At 63.0% G+C, this 19,384-nt stretch carries 20 protein-coding genes and 1 tRNA gene; 18 read left to right on the top strand and 3 right to left on the bottom strand.

All coding sequences use genetic code 11. The annotated features are described in order from the left end of the window. Position 1 precedes the first annotated feature (1 nt). The 9 genes from cheY (at position 2) to flaJ (ending at position 9,088) form a co-directional block, all read left to right on the top strand. Positions 2 to 361, top strand: a complete 360-nt coding sequence (gene cheY, locus SG26_RS05850; protein ID WP_004515265.1) for a chemotaxis protein CheY — start codon at positions 2 to 4, stop codon at positions 359 to 361. Next, a complete protein-coding gene (locus SG26_RS05845) occupies positions 362 to 1,579 on the top strand; it encodes a chemotaxis protein CheC (protein WP_014041338.1) in 1,218 nt (405 codons plus the stop codon). Continuing rightward, on the top strand, positions 1,579 to 2,100 hold the full coding sequence (locus tag SG26_RS05840; protein ID WP_014041337.1) for a chemotaxis protein CheD: 522 nt from the start codon (positions 1,579 to 1,581) through the stop codon (positions 2,098 to 2,100). The genes SG26_RS05845 and SG26_RS05840 overlap by 1 nt, the downstream gene beginning before the upstream one ends. 242 nt (positions 2,101 to 2,342) lie before the next feature. After that, positions 2,343 to 4,016, top strand: coding sequence for a FlaD/FlaE family flagellar protein (locus tag SG26_RS05835; RefSeq protein ID WP_050037093.1), 1,674 nt, complete (start codon positions 2,343 to 2,345; stop codon positions 4,014 to 4,016). Beyond that, on the top strand, positions 4,000 to 4,437 hold the full coding sequence (locus tag SG26_RS05830) for a flagellar protein F (protein ID WP_014041335.1): 438 nt from the start codon (positions 4,000 to 4,002) through the stop codon (positions 4,435 to 4,437). Before SG26_RS05835 ends, SG26_RS05830 begins: the two co-directional genes overlap by 17 nt. 1 nt (position 4,438) lies before the next feature. Further along, entirely contained in the window at positions 4,439 to 4,891 is a 453-nt protein-coding gene (locus tag SG26_RS05825; protein ID WP_014041334.1) for a CARDB domain-containing protein, read from the top strand. Continuing rightward, positions 4,888 to 5,649 carry an ATPase domain-containing protein gene (locus SG26_RS05820; RefSeq protein ID WP_014041333.1) on the top strand — a complete coding sequence of 254 codons (762 nt, stop codon included), beginning with the start codon at positions 4,888 to 4,890 and terminating at the stop codon, positions 5,647 to 5,649. The genes SG26_RS05825 and SG26_RS05820 overlap by 4 nt, the downstream gene beginning before the upstream one ends. A gap of 14 nt (positions 5,650 to 5,663) precedes the next feature. After that, positions 5,664 to 7,337: a type II/IV secretion system ATPase subunit gene (locus SG26_RS05815; protein ID WP_008307847.1), complete on the top strand. Its 1,674-nt coding sequence runs from the start codon at positions 5,664 to 5,666 to the stop codon at positions 7,335 to 7,337. Positions 7,338 to 7,339: 2 nt separating this feature from the next. After that, the gene (gene flaJ / locus SG26_RS05810) at positions 7,340 to 9,088 is read left to right on the top strand and encodes an archaellar assembly protein FlaJ (RefSeq protein WP_050037092.1); all 1,749 of its coding nucleotides are present in this window, start codon (positions 7,340 to 7,342) and stop codon (positions 9,086 to 9,088) included. 290 nt (positions 9,089 to 9,378) lie between these two features. On the opposite strand, the gene SG26_RS05805 is transcribed toward flaJ, so the two are convergent. Next, entirely contained in the window at positions 9,379 to 10,476 is a 1,098-nt protein-coding gene (locus tag SG26_RS05805) for an aminopeptidase (RefSeq protein WP_050037091.1), read from the bottom strand. A 244-nt stretch (positions 10,477 to 10,720) separates the two neighbouring features. Between SG26_RS05805 and gnd the strand changes: the two genes are divergently transcribed. Then, positions 10,721 to 11,644 (top strand): phosphogluconate dehydrogenase (NAD(+)-dependent, decarboxylating), encoded by a 924-nt coding sequence (gnd, locus tag SG26_RS05800; protein ID WP_225308129.1) that lies wholly within the window; start codon positions 10,721 to 10,723, stop codon positions 11,642 to 11,644. 18 nt (positions 11,645 to 11,662) lie between these two features. Here the strand turns inward: gnd and SG26_RS05795 are convergent, their stop codons facing one another. Continuing rightward, entirely contained in the window at positions 11,663 to 12,112 is a 450-nt protein-coding gene (locus tag SG26_RS05795) for a type IV pilin (RefSeq protein ID WP_050037089.1), read from the bottom strand. 145 nt (positions 12,113 to 12,257) lie between these two features. Here SG26_RS05795 and SG26_RS22120 point away from each other — a divergent pair, with 145 nt between their 5' ends. From SG26_RS22120 to SG26_RS05765, 6 genes are all read left to right on the top strand, one after another. Then, entirely contained in the window at positions 12,258 to 12,842 is a 585-nt protein-coding gene (locus tag SG26_RS22120) for a 2Fe-2S iron-sulfur cluster-binding protein (protein ID WP_014041327.1), read from the top strand. A 49-nt stretch (positions 12,843 to 12,891) separates the two neighbouring features. Further along, positions 12,892 to 12,964: transfer RNA gene (locus SG26_RS05785), tRNA-Arg, on the top strand. A gap of 232 nt (positions 12,965 to 13,196) precedes the next feature. Continuing rightward, on the top strand, positions 13,197 to 14,081 hold the full coding sequence (locus SG26_RS05780) for an NAD(P)H-binding protein (protein ID WP_050037088.1): 885 nt from the start codon (positions 13,197 to 13,199) through the stop codon (positions 14,079 to 14,081). Between the two features lie 43 nt (positions 14,082 to 14,124). Beyond that, positions 14,125 to 15,027 (top strand): NAD(P)-dependent oxidoreductase, encoded by a 903-nt coding sequence (locus SG26_RS05775; protein ID WP_050037087.1) that lies wholly within the window; start codon positions 14,125 to 14,127, stop codon positions 15,025 to 15,027. A 112-nt stretch (positions 15,028 to 15,139) separates the two neighbouring features. Then, positions 15,140 to 16,537 carry a selenium-binding family protein gene (locus tag SG26_RS05770; protein ID WP_050037086.1) on the top strand — a complete coding sequence of 466 codons (1,398 nt, stop codon included), beginning with the start codon at positions 15,140 to 15,142 and terminating at the stop codon, positions 16,535 to 16,537. A gap of 22 nt (positions 16,538 to 16,559) precedes the next feature. Continuing rightward, the gene (locus SG26_RS05765; protein ID WP_014041323.1) at positions 16,560 to 16,877 is read left to right on the top strand and encodes a 2Fe-2S iron-sulfur cluster-binding protein; all 318 of its coding nucleotides are present in this window, start codon (positions 16,560 to 16,562) and stop codon (positions 16,875 to 16,877) included. 16 nt (positions 16,878 to 16,893) lie between these two features. Here SG26_RS05765 and SG26_RS05760 read toward each other — a convergent pair whose 3' ends face one another. After that, entirely contained in the window at positions 16,894 to 17,118 is a 225-nt protein-coding gene (locus tag SG26_RS05760) for a hypothetical protein (RefSeq protein WP_050007275.1), read from the bottom strand. Between the two features lie 215 nt (positions 17,119 to 17,333). On the opposite strand from SG26_RS05760, the gene SG26_RS05755 reads away from it, so the two are divergent. Both SG26_RS05755 and SG26_RS05750 read left to right on the top strand, forming a co-directional pair. Further along, positions 17,334 to 17,666 (top strand): hypothetical protein, encoded by a 333-nt coding sequence (locus tag SG26_RS05755; protein ID WP_014041321.1) that lies wholly within the window; start codon positions 17,334 to 17,336, stop codon positions 17,664 to 17,666. A gap of 61 nt (positions 17,667 to 17,727) precedes the next feature. Beyond that, positions 17,728 to 19,056 (top strand): M28 family peptidase, encoded by a 1,329-nt coding sequence (locus SG26_RS05750; RefSeq protein WP_050037085.1) that lies wholly within the window; start codon positions 17,728 to 17,730, stop codon positions 19,054 to 19,056. Positions 19,057 to 19,384: the final 328 nt, after the last annotated feature.

Genomic DNA, 19,384 nt, shown 5'->3' with positions numbered 1-19,384 from the left:
CATGCCAGACGTACTGATCGCCGACGATTCAGAGTTTATGCGTAACCTCCTCCGCGAGATTCTCGAAGAAGACCACGAGATCGTTGGGGAGGTCGAGAACGGTGTCGAAGCTGTCGAAGTGTTCAAAGAAGAAGGGCCAGACCTGGTGATGATGGACATCGTGATGCCCATCCGGGATGGCATCGAGGCCACGGACGAGATCAAATCTTCCAATCCCGATGCGAACGTCATCATGTGTACAAGTGTCGGCCAGGAAGAGAAAATGAAGGAGGCAGTGAAAGCGGGGGCTGACGGATACATCACCAAGCCGTTCCAGAAACCCAGTGTGATGGAGGCCATCGAGGACGTCGTCCCCTCATAGATGAACGTCGATATTCAGTCGCTCGGTACGTTCAACCAACTCGCTCACGAGGGGGCCGAACAGGCCACGCAGTCGATGGGCCAGATGACGGGCATCGATGCCGTCGTCGACGTAACCAAGATAACGCTGCTCGACAGAGCAGATGTCGGCGAGGAACTGGCCGGCCGTGACTTCGTCGGCGTCCAGTTCTCTTTCGATGGCGTTCTGGAGGGCGATACCGTTCTTGCCTTCGACGTAGACAGCGCCGGCACGATCACCGAGGAGATGATGCCCGGTAGCAGCGACGACGAGGCGATGGCCAGGAGTGGCATCGAGGAGATCGGCAACATCATGATGAGCGGTTTCATCGACGGTTGGGCCGACTACGTCGGTGCGACCATCGACCACTCGCCGCCGGAGTACATCGAGGAGTCCGGCGGTGACGTGCTTCCCGATGCACCCGAGAACGGCGACCACCAGCAGGTGTTCGTGTTCAAATCGGAGATCGAATGGATCGACGAGTCGGTGAACTTCTACATCTACATGCTCCCTGAGTACGAAGCGCTCACGGAGATGATGATGGACCACGTCGACACGGACGGCGACGCCATCCCCATCGACAAGCTCCAGACGTTCAACGAGATGACGACTAGCGGCACCCAGAAAGCCGCTGACAACGTCGAGATGATGACCGGCATCCCGACCGAGTCGGAGGTGACTCAGATCAGTTTCGCCCCCATCGAGGACGTGCCAAAGCAGATCGGCACGGACACGTTCGTCGGGACGGTCGTCGAGTTCACCGGGACGCCCAGTGGCTACCTCATGGTGCTGTTCGACGAGGTCTCCGCGATCAACGTCGCAGAGGCGATGATGCCCATCGAGATGGACAGCGACGAGCTAACCGACCAGCACAAGGCCGCCATCGAGGAACTGGGGAACATCATGACGAGCGGGTTCGTCGACGGCTGGGCGAACGTCCTCCAGACGTCAGTCGAGCACACGCCGCCGCGGGTCGTGCACGACATGGGGCGGGCGATTATGGACCCGCTGGCGGCGCAGGTCGGACAGTATCAGGAGCACGCGTTCATCATCGACTCCCAGATGCGGACCGACGACATCGAATTCCAGGCTGAGATTCACGCCCTGCCCAACGAGAAAGAGTTACGCGCCGCCCTCGACGACCTCGATGTCGAGCGGGCGACCGAGACGGGCGCGGACGTCGAACAGATATTCAAATAATGAAAGTATACGATGGTAGCCAAACAGAGAGTCCCGAACAAAGTACGCCCGAGCGTATCAAAGTCGGCATCGCGGAGTACAAGGTGACCACAGAGCCGGCTGTGCTGACCACGAGCGGGCTGGGCTCCTGTATCGGTATCGCGGTATACGACACCCGTAACACGGTGGCCGGGCTCGTTCACGTCATGCTTCCGTCGGCGGCTGATATCGACGGCGGCAACCATGCGAAGTTCGCGGACACGGGCATCGAAGTGCTCATCGAGGCCATGGCGGATGCCGGGGCGTCGACGGAGGCGATGGAGGCCAAAATCGCCGGCGGGAGCGATATGCTCGACTTCTCCGAGAACGGCTCCTCTATCGGTTCGCGAAACGCCAAGAAGGTGCGCGAGACGCTGGATGCACACGGCGTTCCCGTTGTCGGCGAAGACCTGGGCGGAGACCACGGCCGGTCCGTCAAACTAGAAGCGGACACCGGCAATTTCATCGTCAAAAGCGCGAACACGGATTCGATAACGCTGTGACGTCTGCGAGCAGGACTCGTGCTCGACTCCGGACGTCAGACGGGTGACTGCCGTTCGTCTGCCGGGGGCGCACTGACACACTCTGTTCCCCCGATCTTCCGTCCGAAATTAATCTGAAATGTAATAGGCTAGTACTTGAATAGTTAATTTACTGTATCTGAGCCGGGAAAATGGGATATTATTATCAAATATGATACGCTAAGGGGAATATTCAAGAGTAGAAACAGCATGAGATACAAGAGATGAGTAGTCTCGCTCTCGTGCCGCTGGCTCCAGCCGTCTCACCGGAACTGGTTGGACTGGCACCCGCCCTCTTTGTCTTGCTGACCGGCGGGCTGGTCGGTATGAGCATCAAGAATATGTTCGATTCGATCCTGTCGGACGACGAGAGCGGGGATGCGAGCGAGGACGGCGGTGGCGGCGAGATGGCCGACGGCGGCGGTCTGATGGCTGACGACGGCGGTGGCGGCGACGACCTCGGCGGTCTGGGTGGGCTCGACGACGGTGGCGACGACATGGGTGGGTTCGGTGACGACGAGTTCGGCGACATGGAAGACGCGAGCGGACCCGACACCGACGAACTGGAACACCGTCTCGACGAACTGGAAAACGAGGTCGGTAGCCTCTCTTCGACGGTCAACACGGTTCGGACAGAAAACGAGAGCATCTCCGAGTCCGTCGAAGAGACCGAGGAGAACGTCCGGAAGCTGCTCGATATCTACGAGATGGTCACCCGTGGCGTCAACCCCTTCGCCGACGACGTCGACGGCGGTATGGGCGGCATGGGCGAAGGCGGCGGCTCTTTCGGCCTGTTCGACGACGACGGGAGCGACGATACAGAGGAGGACATCGACGACGACGTCGCCAACGCCGACGCAGAGGGCTTTTTCGACGAAGACCTGACGGAGGACACTGGCGGCGACATGTCGATGGACGACGGCGGTGTCGACGACATGTTCCCCGACGACGGTGGCGACGACATGGGCGACTTCGAGGACGACGGCGGGTCGTTCGACGAGGAGTTCGACGACTTCGACGACACGGAGGACGACATGAGCATGGACGATGGGATGAGCATGGACGATGGGATGAGCATGGACGACGGGGAGAGTATGGACGAGGACAGCGACGACGGCGACGGCGGCAAATCGTTCGCAGAGCTCAAAGACGAGTACGAGTCCGGCGACGCCGAGTGGGCCGAGGGCGAGGAACCCGAGGAAGAAGCGGACGACGACGATGACCTGCTCGGCGAAGGCGATAACGACCTGCTGGGCGAGGAGGACGATATGCTGGGCGAGGAGGATTCGGACGACGATATGGGCGGGCTGGAAGACGACGACCTCTTCGACGAGGTCATCGAGGACGACGGGAGTGACGAGGCCGAGGCGGCTACGGAAGCCGAACCGGAACCGGAGCCAGAGCCGGAACCCGAGCCAGCCGTGGAACCGGAGCCCGAGCCCGAGCCGGAACCGGAGCCCGAGCCAGAGCCGACCGCCACGCAAACGGACACGGCAGCCGCCGGCAGCGGCGATGAATCAACGGTAGACGACGGCTCGGATGCGGACGCGGACGACGACGGGAAACCGTACCTGGCGACGATGCCGGAAGGGTTCGCGGCGGACCTCATCATCGTCGAGTGGCTCGAGTTCCTGGTCCAGCACTCGGGCTACCGCGAGACGGCTCGCGCTATCGACTACTACGAGACTATCGACTGGATCGACGAGTCGGTCGCGGACCAGCTCAAGGAGTACCTCCGCGGCTTCAACGACGTGAACGACACCGGGGATGGGCTGTCTATCGACCACCACACGGAGAGCCTGCACTACATCTCGCAGCTTGACAGTGACAGCGGGGCTGACGCCGTTGCGCTCTCGAAACTGGTCGGTGGAGGTGGTTCCGATGGGATTCAGCGTTAGCGGCTCGGCAGCCGTCATCTTCGTGGCCGCGTTCATCGGCTTCGGAATGTTCTACTCCGCGACCGCGAACAGCTTCGAGCGCGTCAACGACGCTCGCGAGGACCAGCGAGACCAGCTGCTCGACCAGCAAAACACCGACATCTCGCTTGTCTCGGCGACATGGAACGCGAGCGGCAGCGAGAATCTCGTCGTGACCGTCGACAACACCGGCTCCGAGACGCTGTCGGTCGAAGCAACCGACCTGCTGGTCGACAACGACTATCAGGCGGGCTATGACACGACCGTTGACACCGACCCCTCGACGGATATCTGGGCGTCACAGGAACGGTTAGAGATTACCGTCACCTCACTCAGTAGTCAACCCGACCGGGTGAAAGTCGTCACCGAGAACGGCATCGCCGAAACGATGGTGGTGAGCTAACATGGCGAGCGTTTCCGTCTCTCACCTGATCCTGTTCATCGCGTCGATGGCTATCGCCGCGAGCGTGGCCGGCGTCTTTACGAGCAGTATCGGCGAGCTGAGCAACGCTGTCTCGGAACAGGGGCTGGACGTGAGTAGCGACGTTCGGACCGACGTCGAAATCATCTCCGACAGCGGCAGCAACACCATCTATGATAACGGCGCGAACACAATCACGATTCACGTCAAAAACACCGGCTCAGAGACGTTAGCACCAGTCCCCGGGCAGATAGATGTGTTCGTCGATGGGGCCTTCACCAGTGACTACACGGTGACGCTGGAGCCGGACGGCGGTAACAGCTGGCGGCCCGGTGAAGTCGTTCGCATCGACATCAACGGCAACCTTGACGGTGGCGACCACCGCCTCAAGCTGATTGTCAACGGCGACGAGGAGGTGTTCGAGTTCAACACATGAGTATCGCAAGTACTGACCTATTCTCGCTCGGACTGGACGATCACGACCGACTGAACAAGGAACTGGGCGGCGGTATCCCGCCCGGCAGTATCATCCTCGTCGAGGGTGACTACGGGGCCGGCAAATCCGCCATGAGCCAGCGGTTCACCTACGGCCTTTGTGAGGAGGGCCACGAAGTGACCTACCTCTCGACGGAACTCACCGTCGGGAGCTTCCTCGACCAGATGCACTCGCTGTCGTATGACATGGTCGACCACATCCTCGACGAGGACGTGCTGTTCCTGCACGCCGACATCGGCGAGTCGAACGCGCTCACCGGCGGTGACGAACAGTCCGAGCGGAAGGAACTCCTCAAGCGGCTGATGGAGGCTGAAGTGATGTGGGACGCCGACGTCGTCGTCATCGACACGTTCGACGCCATCCTCCGGAACGACCCCAAGTTCGAAGCCCTCGTTCGGCAAAACGAGGAGCGACAGGCCGCACTGGAGGTCATCTCCTACTTCCGGGACGTCATCTCCCAGGGCAAGTGTATCATGCTCACCGTCGACCCGTCGACGCTCGACGAGGAGGCTATCGGTCCGTTCCGGGCCATCGCTGACGTGTTCATCGAACTGGAGATGATCGAGGTTGGCAACGACGTGCGCCGGCAGATCAACGTCCTCCGATTCGCCGGCATGGGCGAGCAGGTTGGTGACACCATCGGGTTCTCGGTCCGTTCGGGAACCGGCATCGTCATCGAATCGCGCAGCGTCGCCTAGAGGTGATATAAGATATGACAGACCACGGACGTGCGAAACCGTCGGACGAACTTCGACAGATGGCAGCGCGGCGGCCCCACCTGCGGGACCACCTGAAGAAGTTCAAGCAGATCACCGGTGAGTTCCCGATGCTCATCGACGAGGCCGACGACGAGTACGAGACGAACCGGCCGAACGTGCTCTACCCGGTCGGCGGCCCCATCTTCTGTCATATCTACGGCGACGTTGGCCAGGACATGAAGTACTACGCCATCGAACCGGAGCTGGACGAGGACGAGCGGGCCGTCTTCGGGAAGGTCCGGAACCGCCTGCTCCAGCGCAGCGTCAACAAGCCCGCGCCCGAAAACGAGGCCCAGTTCGACGACCGTATCGAGGAACTCCTGCAGGAAACCACCAAAGTCCGAGACGAAGACAGCGACAGCGGCGTCCTCACACGCCTGTCGAACTTGACCGACGTGAACAGCGTCGAGGTCACACAGGAGACCTACGAGAACATCCTCTACCGGCTGAACCGCGATATCGTCGGCCTCGGCCCGCTCGAACCGGTCATGCGCGACCCGGCCAACGAGGACATTCACGTTATCGGCCGAAGCGAATGCCACGTCGACCACGGGGTCTATGGCATGCTCGAAACCACCGTCGAGTGGCAGAGCGAGGAGGCCTTCGACCAGTGGCTCCGCAACATGGGCGAACGGATGGGCGACCCCGTCTCTGACTCTGACCCTATCGTCGACTCGACGCTGCCGGACGGGTCACGTCTGAACCTCATCTACTCCGACGACGTGAGCCTCAAAGGCCCCTCGCTCACTATCCGTCAGGGCGACGAGGTGCCGCTCTCCATCTTCCAGATTACCAAGTGGATGACGCTGTCGCCGCAACTGGCCGCGTATCTCTGGCTCTGTCTGGAGAACGAACAGACGGTGTTCGTCGTCGGGGAGACGGCGTCCGGGAAGACGACGACGCTGAACGCCATCACCTCGTTCATTCCCGACGACGCGAAGATCTACACCGCGGAGGACACCGCCGAGGTGCTGCCCCCGCACAACACTTGGCAGCAACTCCTCACCCGTGAGGGCGAAGACGAGGGAACCAGCATCGACATGTTCGATCTGGTCGCCGCCGCGCTGCGTTCCCGCCCCGACTACATCATCGTCGGGGAGGTTCGTGGTGAAGAGGGGCGGATGGCGTTCCAGGCCGCCCAGACCGGTCACCCGGTGATGCTGACGTTCCACGCGAGCGACATCGTTTCGATGATTCAGCGCTTCACCGGCGAACCCATCAACGTCCCCGAGACGTTCATGGACGTGGCCGACGTGGCGCTGTTCCAGAACCGCGTCAAGCAGGGCGATCAGGTCCTGCGCCGCGTGACGAGCGTTCAGGAGATCGAGGGGTACTCGAAGGAGATGGACGGTGTCGTCACCCGGCAGGTGTTCAACTGGGACCCCGTCGAGGACGAAATCATCTTCCAGGGGATGAACAACTCCTTCGTCCTCGAAGAGCAGATCGCGACCCTCCTGGGGTACGAGGACACGCGTGACATCTACGACGACCTCCAGTTCCGTGCTGACATGATCGAGCGGGCCATCCAGGAGGGTATTCTGGGGTATCACGAAGTCAACGACTTCATCTCCGACTTCCAGCGTGACGGCGTCGAAGGGATTCCGTTCAACATCGCCAGGCCTGACTAACGATGGCACAGGGCGAAGCCGAAAGCGGACTCGACCTGACGATATCCGAGACGATCCAGTCGCTCGTGGAGTCCTACCGCCAGATGACGATCCCGCTGGAGCGGTATCTCTTCCTCATCCTGCTGCCAGCCGTCGCCTTTTTCGCTATTTCCACGGTCGTCGCCTTACTGCTGGATCAACCCCTTGCGGTCCGAGCACCGATTCCCCTGCTTGGATTTCTGGTGATGGCGTCGGCGATTTTCTACCCAAAGATCCTCCTGAGCCAGCGCAAGCGCGAACTCAACAACCGGTTTCACCTGCTTATCACGCACATGACCGTGCTCGCGACGACGAAAATCGACCGCATGGAAGTGTTCCGAACGCTGGCCGAGGAAGACGAGTACGGCGAACTCGCGATGGAGATGCACCGCATCGTCCAGCTAGTCGACACCTGGAACCTGAGTCTCGACGACGCCTGCCGTCGCCGGGCCAAACAGGTCCCGAGCCGCGCAGTTTCGGACTTCTTCGACCGCCTCGCGTACACGCTCGGGGCCGGACAGGGACTCGACGATTACCTCCTGACTGAACAGGAGCAGATCATCCAGCACTACTCGACGGTGTACAAGAGCTCGCTCGACAGCCTGGAAGTCATGAAGGACCTCTACCTCTCGATGATTCTGTCGATGACGTTCGCGCTGGTGTTCGCCGTCGTTCTGCCGGTGCTGACCGGAACGAACCCGACGATGACCGTCAGCGCCGTCATCGTGATGTTCGTGTTCGTCCAGACCGGCTTCTACCTCGCCATCCGCTCGATGGCCCCCTACGACCCGGTGTGGTTCCACCCGGTCGACTACCCGTCGCCGATCGAGTCCAAACTCAACAAATCGATGGTCGCCGGCGTGGGACTGTCGATGCTGCTCGTGTTCATCACGCTTGGGGGGATGCTCGGCATCTCGCCGATCACGCTGAACGACCTCTTTTTCATGTTCGACGAGGTGCCGCTGCCGCTGTACGCCGCCGCGCCGATCACGCCGATGCTCATCCCCGGCATCGCCTTCCGACAGGAAGAACAGCGCATCAAGGACCGGGACTCCGAGTTCCCGAACTTCATCCGTGCGCTCGGGGCGACCGAGGGCGCGAAGCAGTCGACGACCGGTGCGGTGCTTCGTACCCTCCGCAAGAAGGACTTCGGCGCACTCTCGCCCAACATCGATAATCTCTACAAGCGACTGAACATGCGGATCGAGCCGACCTCTGCCTGGCGCTTTTTTACCGCCGACTGTCGCTCCTATCTCATCCAGACCTTCTCCGAGATGTACCTCATCGGCCGCGAGATGGGTGGATCGCCAAAGCAACTGGGCGAGCTTATCTCCGAGAACATGAATCAGGTGCTACAACTCCGCCAGAAGCGCAAGCAGGCGGCAACGACGCTTGTGGGCCTCCTCTACGGGATGACCGCCGCGTCGACCTTCGCCTTCTTCATCGGCCTGCAGGTCGTCAACATCCTCGCCGACATGTCACTCAACCTGTCCACTGGGAGCCGACTCGACGCCGCCTCGCTCATCAATACCAGCGTCTACAACATCCCGCTCATCGAGTTCCTGCTGATCATCATTATCATGTTCGGCGCGATGCTGTCATCGTTGATGATCCGGACCGTTGACGGTGGCCACAACGCCAACACCTACATGCACTTCGTGGTGCTCTCGTGGATCGGCGCAATTACTGGGACGTTTACGAAGTGGCTGGTGTCGCAGTTCCTCTCTATCTAGTACCTTTTTACTTCGTCGCCCTTCCTCGCGGCGCTTCGCGCCGCTGTGGGAGGGCTCCTCGCAAAAATCTACGCTAAAAACGACCTCCGAGTCGCGGCCTGCGGCCGCGCTCGGAGTGAAACCGCTCGCTCCGCTCGCGGTACATCAGCAGCGCAGCCTTCGGCAGGCCTGCCCTTCCCCGGGTCGCGCCACGGAGGGCGCTCCCGGCCCACGGATCATGACATCTATTCCCGGCCCACAGCACCGCGACAGTGGCTCTCCGCAAGCACGCCGCAGCAGTCCCGCGACAGCTACCCTTCGAAGCCGTCTTCCCAGCGGAACAGGCCGTCTTTCTGAATCGTCTCGCCGTCGACTTCGAGCCGCGACCCCTCGCCCATCGTCGTGATGAGGTCCTCGTGGACGGCGCTGTCGTTGCCGGATTCGCCCTCAGGGAGGCAGGCGTCGTACGCGCGCCCGAGCGCGAGGTGGACTGTCCCGCCCATCTTCTCGTCGAAGAGGATGTTGTCGGTGACGCGGTCGACGCCGCGGTTCATCCCGATACCGAGCTCGCCCAGTTGGCGCGAACCGCCGTCGGTCCCGATGATTTCGCCGATGACACCCTCGCCCTGTTCGGCCGCCCAGTCGACGACAACGCCGTCCTTGAACGTCAGCTCGACGTTTTTCACCCGGCGGCCCTGTATCGTCATCGGCACGTCGAAGGTGACGACGCCGGCGGTGTCGTAGGGCGCGGTGAACACCTCGCCGGAGGGGAGGTTGTGGGAGTCGTAGGCCACGCTGGCGGCGGAGTTGACGGCGATACGGCCGTCGATGTACAGCGTGATGTCCGTCCCGTCGGCCACGATTCGGACCTCTTTGCCGTCGTCGAGGATATCCTTCAGTTGGGCCTGCTCCTCCGCCAGCGCCTCCCAGTCCCGGAGCGTTGCGTCGTAGACGAAGTCTTTGTAGTCAGCGTAGGCCATCCCGGCCTGCTGGGCCATCGCCCGCGTCGGGTGCTGGGTCGACACCCAGTCGGTGTCCAGCCGGGCCTCTCTGATTGCCTGTCGCGCCGTCGAGTACGCCTGTCGCTGGTCGCTGTCCACGTCGGCCGTCTCGGTAGTGTTCCGCGACCCTTTCAGGAACAGCACGCTGTCGGCCCGTTCGTACAGCGCCAGTTCGTACTCGGGGTTCTCGGTGAATGACCCGTCGTGGGCCCCCAGATAGGCCCGCGTGAGTTCGTCCGACTGGTACGTCGACAGGAGGTTCGCGCCGCGGTCGCCAAGCTGCTCGGCCACGGCGACTGCGAGATCGTGTGCGCCGTCCTCGACAGCCACGACCACGTCGTCGCCCGCGTCGATGCGAGCGCTCCAGTCGACGAGAATCCTGGCGTGTTCGCGTATGCGGTCGTCCATATTCTCACCAAGAGTGGCCGGAACAAAACGGCGGTGGTCCCGGGATTACAACGGACGATGTGATTGTATTCCGTGGATTTTTTGCGTTCCAGAGCCGGAGTATCCGGTGCAGTACGGGACAGGACTCGTGGCAATTGCTGGCTCCCACGACCGCTTCCGAGACGGTCGGCTGGGGCGGTACCATGACTGACGACGGCACGGGTGGTGTTCGTGCCACGCTTTTCTGTCGAACCGCAATCCCTACCTGTTCGGTCAGCGACTCCCCGGTATGGAACTTGGCGTCATCGGACTCGGACGCATGGGCCGAATCGTGGTCGACCGCGTGCTCGAAGCCGGCCACGAGGTCGTCGTCTTCGATATCGACGAGAAGAGCGTCGCCGACGCAGCTGAAGCCGGTGCACAGCCGGCATCGTCCATCGCCGACCTCGCGGCGAAACTCGGCTCGGAGAAACGAATCTGGCTGATGGTCCCAGCCGGGGACCCGGTCGACGCCGCGCTGGATGAACTGGCCCCATCACTGGACGATGACGACATCGTGGTCGACGGCGGTAATTCCTACTTCGAGGACTCGGTTCGCCGTGCCGAGTCGACCGATGCGGCCTACCTCGACTGTGGCACCTCCGGCGGCCCCGCCGGTGCGGAGCTGGGCTTCTCGCTGATGGTCGGCGGCCCGCAGTGGGCCTACGACGAACTGGTTCCCGTCTTCGACGCCGTCGCGACCGGCCCCGACGGCCACGACCGGATGGGGCCGGCGGGGTCGGGCCACTACGTCAAGATGGTTCACAACGGGGTCGAGTACGCGCTGATGCAGACCTACGGCGAGGGCTTCGAACTGCTGGCTAACGGCCGGTACGACCTCGATCTGGAATCGGTCGCAAACACCTGGAACAACGGGGCCGTCATCCGCTCGTGGCTGCTGGAGCTCTGCGAGGAAGCGTTCCGCGAGGAGGGCAACGACCTCGGCGACGTGGCCGACCGCGTCGAAGGCGGGTCGACTGGGACGTGGACCGTGCAAGAAGCGCTCGAACAGGAGGTGCCGGTCCCGCTCATCTACCAGTCGTTGGCCGAGCGGTTCGGCTCGCGGGCCGACGACGGCCGCTTCTCGCGCCGCCTCGCCAGCCGCCTCAGATACGGCTTCGGTCGCCACGACGTCCCACGTCGGACGTGAGTGTGCTACCGTATCGCTTCAGAACTCGCTTGCCTGAGCGGTACCCTTTGCGAGCACCGTTGTCTGGTCGTCCCCGTGCCAAACGAGGCTGACTTCAGCTCCGTCTTCGACGCTAACGCGTGACTGGTCGCCGGCGGTCACCTCGCCGTCGTCATCGTCCCACCCCACTGTTCGTCCGTCCGCCACTTCGATAGTGAGTTGCTCTGCACTGATCGTATCACCACCGTCATGTGTCACGACGGCAACGACGCCGTCTGTCGTCTCCTCGTACTCGAACGTGAACGAGGCCTGCGGGGCCACAGCTACGTCGCCGCCACTGCTACCCATGCCCAGCACGAAGGACGCAATTATCGCCGCGACGATGATGATGATCGGAATCAGGATGAACAGGACAGCCAAGCCGACGCCTAGTCCGACGAGTACCTTTCCAGCGGTACCGAGATCGTTCCACGAATCTTTTACTCCCATGGCATACTCCATTAATTGATAGTACTAAACAATATGGAAATTAATCGCCCGTCGCCGGGCACACAGTCGTCTGGTGGCCGGGCCGTTCGCGGGCGGCTGCGGGTGAAACAACAGCTAATTAAACCAGTATTCCATAGCCGGACACATGGTAGAACTCGTTGGACTCGCCGCCGGGGCCACGCTCACCCTGATAGTGGTCGCGCTCCACTACGCCAAAGGGACCGGTTGGGAGGCACCGGAAGACATCTCCCAGGAGGTCCTCGAGCAGCGGGCCGCGACAGTCCCCGAGACGGACTTTCCGGAGCCGTACAACCGCTCTATCGGTGGTGGCGGTGCCACAGCGATTCCGGCTGGTGAGGCCGAAGGCGAACTCGGCGAAGGCGAGGAGGCCGAAGAGGAGGACGAGGGCTTCGACCCCGACGACATCGCCGAGGACGAGGTCGAGTACTACGAGATCGAATTCGCCAAGGAGGGTGAAACGATCGAGGTCGCCAACAACGAGCCGCTCCTCGACGCCGGCGAAGAGGAGGGCTGGGACCTCCCCTACGCCTGCCGCGAGGGCCAGTGTATCTCCTGTGCCGGCCACATCGAGGACGGCCCGGCCGAGGACTACATCCGCCACAGCAACAACGATTCGCTGATGGACGACGACATGGAAGAGGGGTACTGCCTGACCTGTGTCGCGTACCCGACCAGCGACTTCACCCTCGAAACCGGCGAGTCACCCTGACGCTGCGGTTCATAACCGTTAAGACGGACAGCCTGATAGCACTTTTCGTGGGCGGCTAGTTCAGCGGACAGAACGCCTGGTTCCGGACCAGATGGTCGGGGGTTCAAATCCCTCGCCGCCCGCTATTCTGCGAGGAACGGATGTGACGAGCGAATAGCAACACAAGAGCGGTTTGAACCCTGCCAGTCGCGCGCAGCGGAGCGAGCACGTCTGGCTTCGGTTCAAATCCCTCGCCGCCCGCTATTTTGCGGCCACACTGTGACCGATACGTCTCGTCCTACAGCTCTAGACAGCGGCAGGACTGCACGGCAATCGCCGCAACGTCCTTGAGGTTCCGACACAAGGTACGAACACATGCGTGTGCTCGTTATGGGTGCGACCGGATTCATCGGACAGCGACTGGTTCATACCCTGGCCGAAGCGGGCCACGAGGTGGTGGCGTTCTCCCGGAGCGCGAGCGAGGAATCCTTTCCCGACGGCGTCGAGCCGTTCGAGGGCGATCTCGGCGACCCAGACTCCCTCGATGGCCTCTGTGACGATATCGACGTTGCGTACTACCTCATCCACTCGCTCACGTCCGAGAACTTCGCCGAGTTAGACCGTCGCTACGCCCGCCGGTTCGCCGACTCGGCGTCGGCTGCGGGGGTCGACAGGGTCGTCTATCTCAGCGGCATCAGCGGTGACGAGGAGAACCTCTCGCCTCATCTGGCGTCGCGGCGCGAAGTCGAGTCGGTGCTCGCAGAAGGGTCGTTCGATCTGACAGTGCTCCGGGCGGCGGTCATCATCGGCCCGGAAAGTGCGAGCTTCCGGATCGTCGACGACCTGACCGACCGCCTGCCGCTGATGCTCGTCCCCAAGTGGGTCCGAACGCCGTGTCAGCCCATCGGCGTCGACGACGCAATCAGCTACCTCGTGGAGCTACTCGGTGCCGACGAGACCCGCGGCGAGACCTACGACATCGGCGGGCCGTCGGTGTGGTCCTACGAGTCGCTGCTGAAACTCACCGCCGCGGAGAAGGGCAAGCGGGTGTTTATCATTGCCGTGCCGGTGATGACGCCGGGCCTGTCCTCGCACTGGCTTCGCTTCACGACAGACGTACAGTACGCCATCGCGCGGCCGCTGGCCGAGAGTATGCGGAACCCGGTCACGGTTGACCCGGAGATGGACCTGCAGGACGTCGTGCCGATTGACCAGACGCCGATCAAGGACGCCGTTCGGCGGTCGCTGAGGGCATCGTAGGCCCTGCGGGACTGTTTTGGGGCTGTGCGGTGCAGACGTAGCTATGCCCGAATCGGTCGCCGTTACTGGTGGCAACGGCCGCGTCGGCCAGCACGTCCTCGAACACCTGACTGCAGCGGGGTATCGAACGGTCAACCTCTCCCGTGGGAAACGGGAGGAAGACCATTCGGACGCATACGTCAGGACTGACCTGCTCGATGCGGGCGAGGTCTACGGCGCACTCGCAAAATCCGGCCCCGACGCGGTCGTCCATCTCGGGATGATTCCCACGCCCGACCACACGCCGGGGTACCGGACCTACGAGAGCAACGTCATGTCCAGCTATCATGTGCTGGAGGCGGCCGGCGAACTGGGTGTCGATACGGTTGCCCTAGTGTCGAGTTTCAGCGCTATCGGCGGCGGGTTCGAACCGGACCCCATCACAGTCGACTACCTTCCGATCGACGAGGACCACCGCCTCACGCCGTCGAACCCGTATGCAATGGGGAAACAGGCACTGGAGATCACCGCCGACGGGTTCGCTCGCCGGAGTGCGGACGCCCCGGACACTATCACGTCGCTTCGGCTTCCGTGGGTCGTCGACGACGACCTGGCCAGGGAGACGTTCGTCGGGGCAGACCGGACACTCACCGGGTCTCGGGCGTCACCGCACTTCCACACCCAGCGGAACACGCTGTACGCGTACGTCCACACCACCGACGCCGTTCGGCTCGTCGAGCGGGCCGTCGCGGCGTCGTTCGACGGCCACGAACGCGTCTGGGTCTCGGCACCAGATACGAGCGCCGAGACGCCGAGCGCCGAACTCGCGGCGGAACTGTACCCCGATGCTGACTACTGGGGGCCGACAGCCGACGACGAGAACCCGTATGCGACGCTCATCGACACGACGAAAGCCGAGCGGCTGCTCGACTGGGAGCCGACTTGGAGCTGGCGACAACTGGCGTGAAGTCAGCGGCGGCCCGCGCATCGATCCGGACGCCGCCATTACCACGCCGCATGTAGCGGCCGTTTCATCCGGAACACGTTGCTAAAATGTAATGTGTATGTAACTAACATGCATGAGTGACGCCGAACAGCCGTCAGAGAGCGAGACACACGACCATCACGAGCATCACGACCACGAGGGGCCGGGCTATGCCACCCCGCAGGCGGCCATTGAGGAGGCCGAGCGCGAACGGACCGCCTACGTGATGGGGCTGCACGTCGGCCAGGACGTCGACGCGCCGGACTTCCTGGCCGTCGTCGACGTAGACCCCGACTCAGACACGTACAGTGAAATCATCAACCGGGTCCAGATGCCGAACAAGGGCGACGAACTCCACCACTTCGGGTGGAACGCCTGCTCGTCGTCGTGCCACATGGAGGGGTTGGAGCGCCGACACCTCGTCATTCCCGGCCAGCGCTCCTCGCGCATCCACATCGTCGACACGAAGGAGCGCCGCGACCCCGAACTGACGAAAGTCATCGAACCGGAGGCGGTGTACGACCACGACCTCTCCGCGCCCCACACCGTCCACTGCATCCCCGACGGTGAGATTCTCATTTCCATGCTCGGCGATGCCGACGGCGACCTCCCTGGCGGCTTTCTGGAACTGAACGACGACTTCGAGGTGCAGGGCCGATGGGACCCGCCCGGCGAGATCGAGATGAACTACGACTACTGGTACCAGCCCCGCCAGAACGTGATGCTGTCGACGGAGTGGGCGGCCCCGAAGACGTACTACCCCGGCTTCGACCTGGACGATGTCGAGGACGGCAAGTACGGCCAGCGGCTCAACTTCTGGGACTGGGAGGCCGGCACCGTCGAGCAGACCATCGACCTCGGCGAGGACGGCCTGATTCCGCTAGAGGCCCGCTTCCTGCACACGCCCGAGAGCACGCACGGCTACGTCGGCGCGGCGCTATCCTCGAATATCATCCATTTCCATGAATCGGATGGCGAATATCACGCCGAGCCGGTCATCGAGTTCGACGACCGCGAACACGAGGGGTGGGACATGCCGGTCCCGGCACTGGTGACGGACATCCTCATCTCGATGGACGACCGCTACCTCTTCGGGTCGAACTGGCTCCACGGCGAGGTGTGGATGTACGACATCTCGGACCCGTCGAACCCCCGAAAAGCCGATTCCATCTCTATCGGCGGCTACTTCGGCGACATCGAGCAGGTCCAGGGTCGCGATATTGTCGCCGGGCCGCAGATGCTCCAGCTCTCGCTCGACGGCGAGCGGCTGTACTGGACGACCTCACTGTTTTCGTCGTGGGACAACCAGTTCTTCCCCGAGGAGGCCGAGCAGGGGTCGGTGATGCTCAAAGCCGACGTGGACCCGCGGACGGGGACGATGTCGCTGGACCGGGACTTCCTCGTGGACTTCGGCGACCTGCCCGAAGGTCCTGCTCGTGCTCACGAGATCCGGTGGCCCGACGGCGACTGTACCAGCGACGTGTGGCAATGAGGACGATGCGACTGGGCGGCCGATGACCGAGGTCCTGCTGGACTGGCGGGACAGCGACCGGACGGAGACGGTTTCGGTGCCAGACGGCGAAACGATACTCGACGCCGCGGAGGCCGCGGATATCGGGCTGCCGTTCGGCTGTCGAACCGGAGCGTGCGGGACCTGTACCGCTCGCCTGCTGTCCGGCGACGTGGTCCATCACCGCCCGCCGCGGGCGCTCAAAGAGCAGCATCTGGCGGACGGCTACGTCCTGCTCTGTGTCGCCGAGCCGACGACCGACGCGCACCTCGCCGTCGGCGCGACGGTACAGGCCGAACTGGTGCCGAACCCCTGGAAGTGACCGGCACCGATTCCGCTCAGCCCGACAGCGCTTGCTGGAGGATTTGTCCCAGAAACCCGATAGCTGGAATGACGAACACTGTCGCGTGGACCCAGGCGTCGTAGGTGATGTCGCCAGGCTTGGTCAGGAGAAACAGGCCATAGAGGACGATCATCACGACGACCCACAGGACGGTGATGACCAGGAACGGCACGGCGTCCCGGACCGGCTCGGCGACCGCTTCGCGCAGTGTGGCGGACATACCCGGGTAGTCGGACGGAATCGGCAAAAGCGTACCCCGCGACGGTCCGAACCCTGCCTCCGGTTCGGTGCAGCCGGTTTCGGCTTCCATGGCCGCCGGCACGTCCGCGACGGCGCTGTCATCGATGCCGTGCCCCGGACAACGGCGCACCGGACCGCTGACCGGCCAGCTATCGGGAGCCGATTTTATGTATCCTCTCCAGCCATCTCCCAGATATGACCTTCCTCCCGGTTGTTGTCGCCCTGTTCGTGTCGCCGTCCGTCACCGCGCTGGTGTACGCCGACGCCAGGCGGCGCGACCTGTCCCAGCGGTACTGCACCGCCGCCGCCTCCGCCGTCGGTCTCGCCAGTTTCGGCGGGTTTCTCGCCGCGAGTGTCCTCGGTAGCGGGCTCCTTTCGGCGTTCTACCGCCTGTTGGACCGGCCGGTCATAGCCGTCACGCCGCTCGACCTCCTTTTCTCGCTGCTCTTCTTCGGACTCGCCATCACTGCAGTCGCAGTTCTGGGATACGGGTTCGCCAGCCGGTACGGCCCGCTCGCCCCTTCGTAATTGCTTCGTCGGCCGCCCGACGACCCCTAATTTCAAACCCGGCACGGCCCCACCGGGACGTATGGACGACACTGACTGGATCGGCGAGACGTTCACCAGCACGGCCGGCTGGGATCACTTGGAGACGCTGGTCGACATCGGGAACCGGATGGCAGGCAGCGACGGCGAACGGGCGGCCGCAGAAGCGACTCGGGACGCGCTGGCGGCGTACGCCCGCGACGCTCGGCTCTCGGAGTTCGCAATCCAGGGCTGGGAACGGGGCGACAGCGCCGTCCACGTTGACGGGTCACCGGTCGCAACACAGGCCCACGAGTGTATCGCCCTGCCGCGGTCGCCGGCCGGCGAGGTGACCGGCGAACTGGTCGACGTTGGGCACGGCCTCCCGGAGGAGTTCGAAGACGCCGACTGCGAGGGCCAGATAGTGATGGCCCGCTCTGACGTGCCCGACTGGTACGACCGGTACATCCACCGCCGGGAAAAGTACTATCACGCCGTCGAGGCCGGCGCAGTCGGATTCGTTTACCGCAACCACGTCGAGGGCGTCCTGCCGCCGACCGGAAGCGTCGGGACAGCAGACGCACCTATCGGCGAGATTCCGGCTATCGGCGTCGCCAGCGAGACGGGCGCGCGACTGTCGCGTCGCTACGCGGGCGACGATATCACTGTCAGCGTCGACTGCGGGACGCCCGACGCGACGAGCCAGAACGTCCACGCCGAACTGGGACCGGACACCGACGAACGACTGCTGGTGACCAGCCACGTCGACGCTCACGACATCGCGGAGGGGGCGATGGACAACGGGGCCGGAACGGCGATGGTCGTCGAGGCCGCCCGCGCGCTGGCCGGCCGCGAAGACGAACTGGAGACACGCGTGGAGTTCGTCGCCTTCGGTGCCGAGGAGGTCGGCCTCGTGGGGTCGAACCGCCTCGCCGACGAAACTGCTCCCGACGACGTGACGGCCGTGCTCAACTTCGACGGCGTCGTCCAGGGCCGCACGCTGAAGTGTTACACCCACGGCTTCGACGCACTCGCGGCCGCCGCCGAGGACGTGGCCGACCGCTTCGATCACCCAATCTCGCTCACGCCGGAGCAAGGCCCCCACAGCGACCACTGGCCGTTCGTACGCCGGGGCGTCCCCGGCTATCATGTGACCAGCGAAACCGGCGGTGAGGGGCGTGGCTGGGGCCACACCCACGCCGATACGCTGGACAAACTGGAGCCCCGGACGTTCCGCGAGCAGGCCGTCCTCCTGACCGAACTCGCCGTGACACTTGCAGACGACTCAGTGCGATCTGCTCACAAAGACCCCGCAGAGATAGCCGATGCGCTCGAAGCCCAGAACCTCGCCGAAGGGATGCGGATTACAGGTGACTGGCCCTTCGACGACTGACGCGACGCCAGTCACTTCACTGCCGCGTTCGACTCCCGCCACCTGTGCGAAAGAACTACCAGATTTCTAGCATTTTCGCCTCCTCCAGTGTTCCGGTTCTCTGGTCGCTGACGATTGGATATAATGATTTACTCAGTATAGAAGTAACATATTTCGTAGGTTATTTACCATATGGGTACCTGGAAATCGATGGCAGGTTGATTGGTCTACGTACTGTAGCCGTATGTGAACGCCGTCACCGGCGTTCGCTGCCAAGCTCCCATGCTTATCGGTCTCGCGGAGTCCGAGGCCGAGTCGACGTGAGTAAACCATCCCTGCCGTCGTCAGT

Source organism: Haloarcula sp. CBA1115 (assembly GCF_000827835.1).
In the GTDB taxonomy this organism is placed as follows: Archaea; Halobacteriota; Halobacteria; order Halobacteriales; family Haloarculaceae; genus Haloarcula; species Haloarcula hispanica.
The sequence above is the reverse complement of the archived record's forward strand: the minus strand, read 5'-3'. Positions and strand labels throughout refer to the sequence as shown.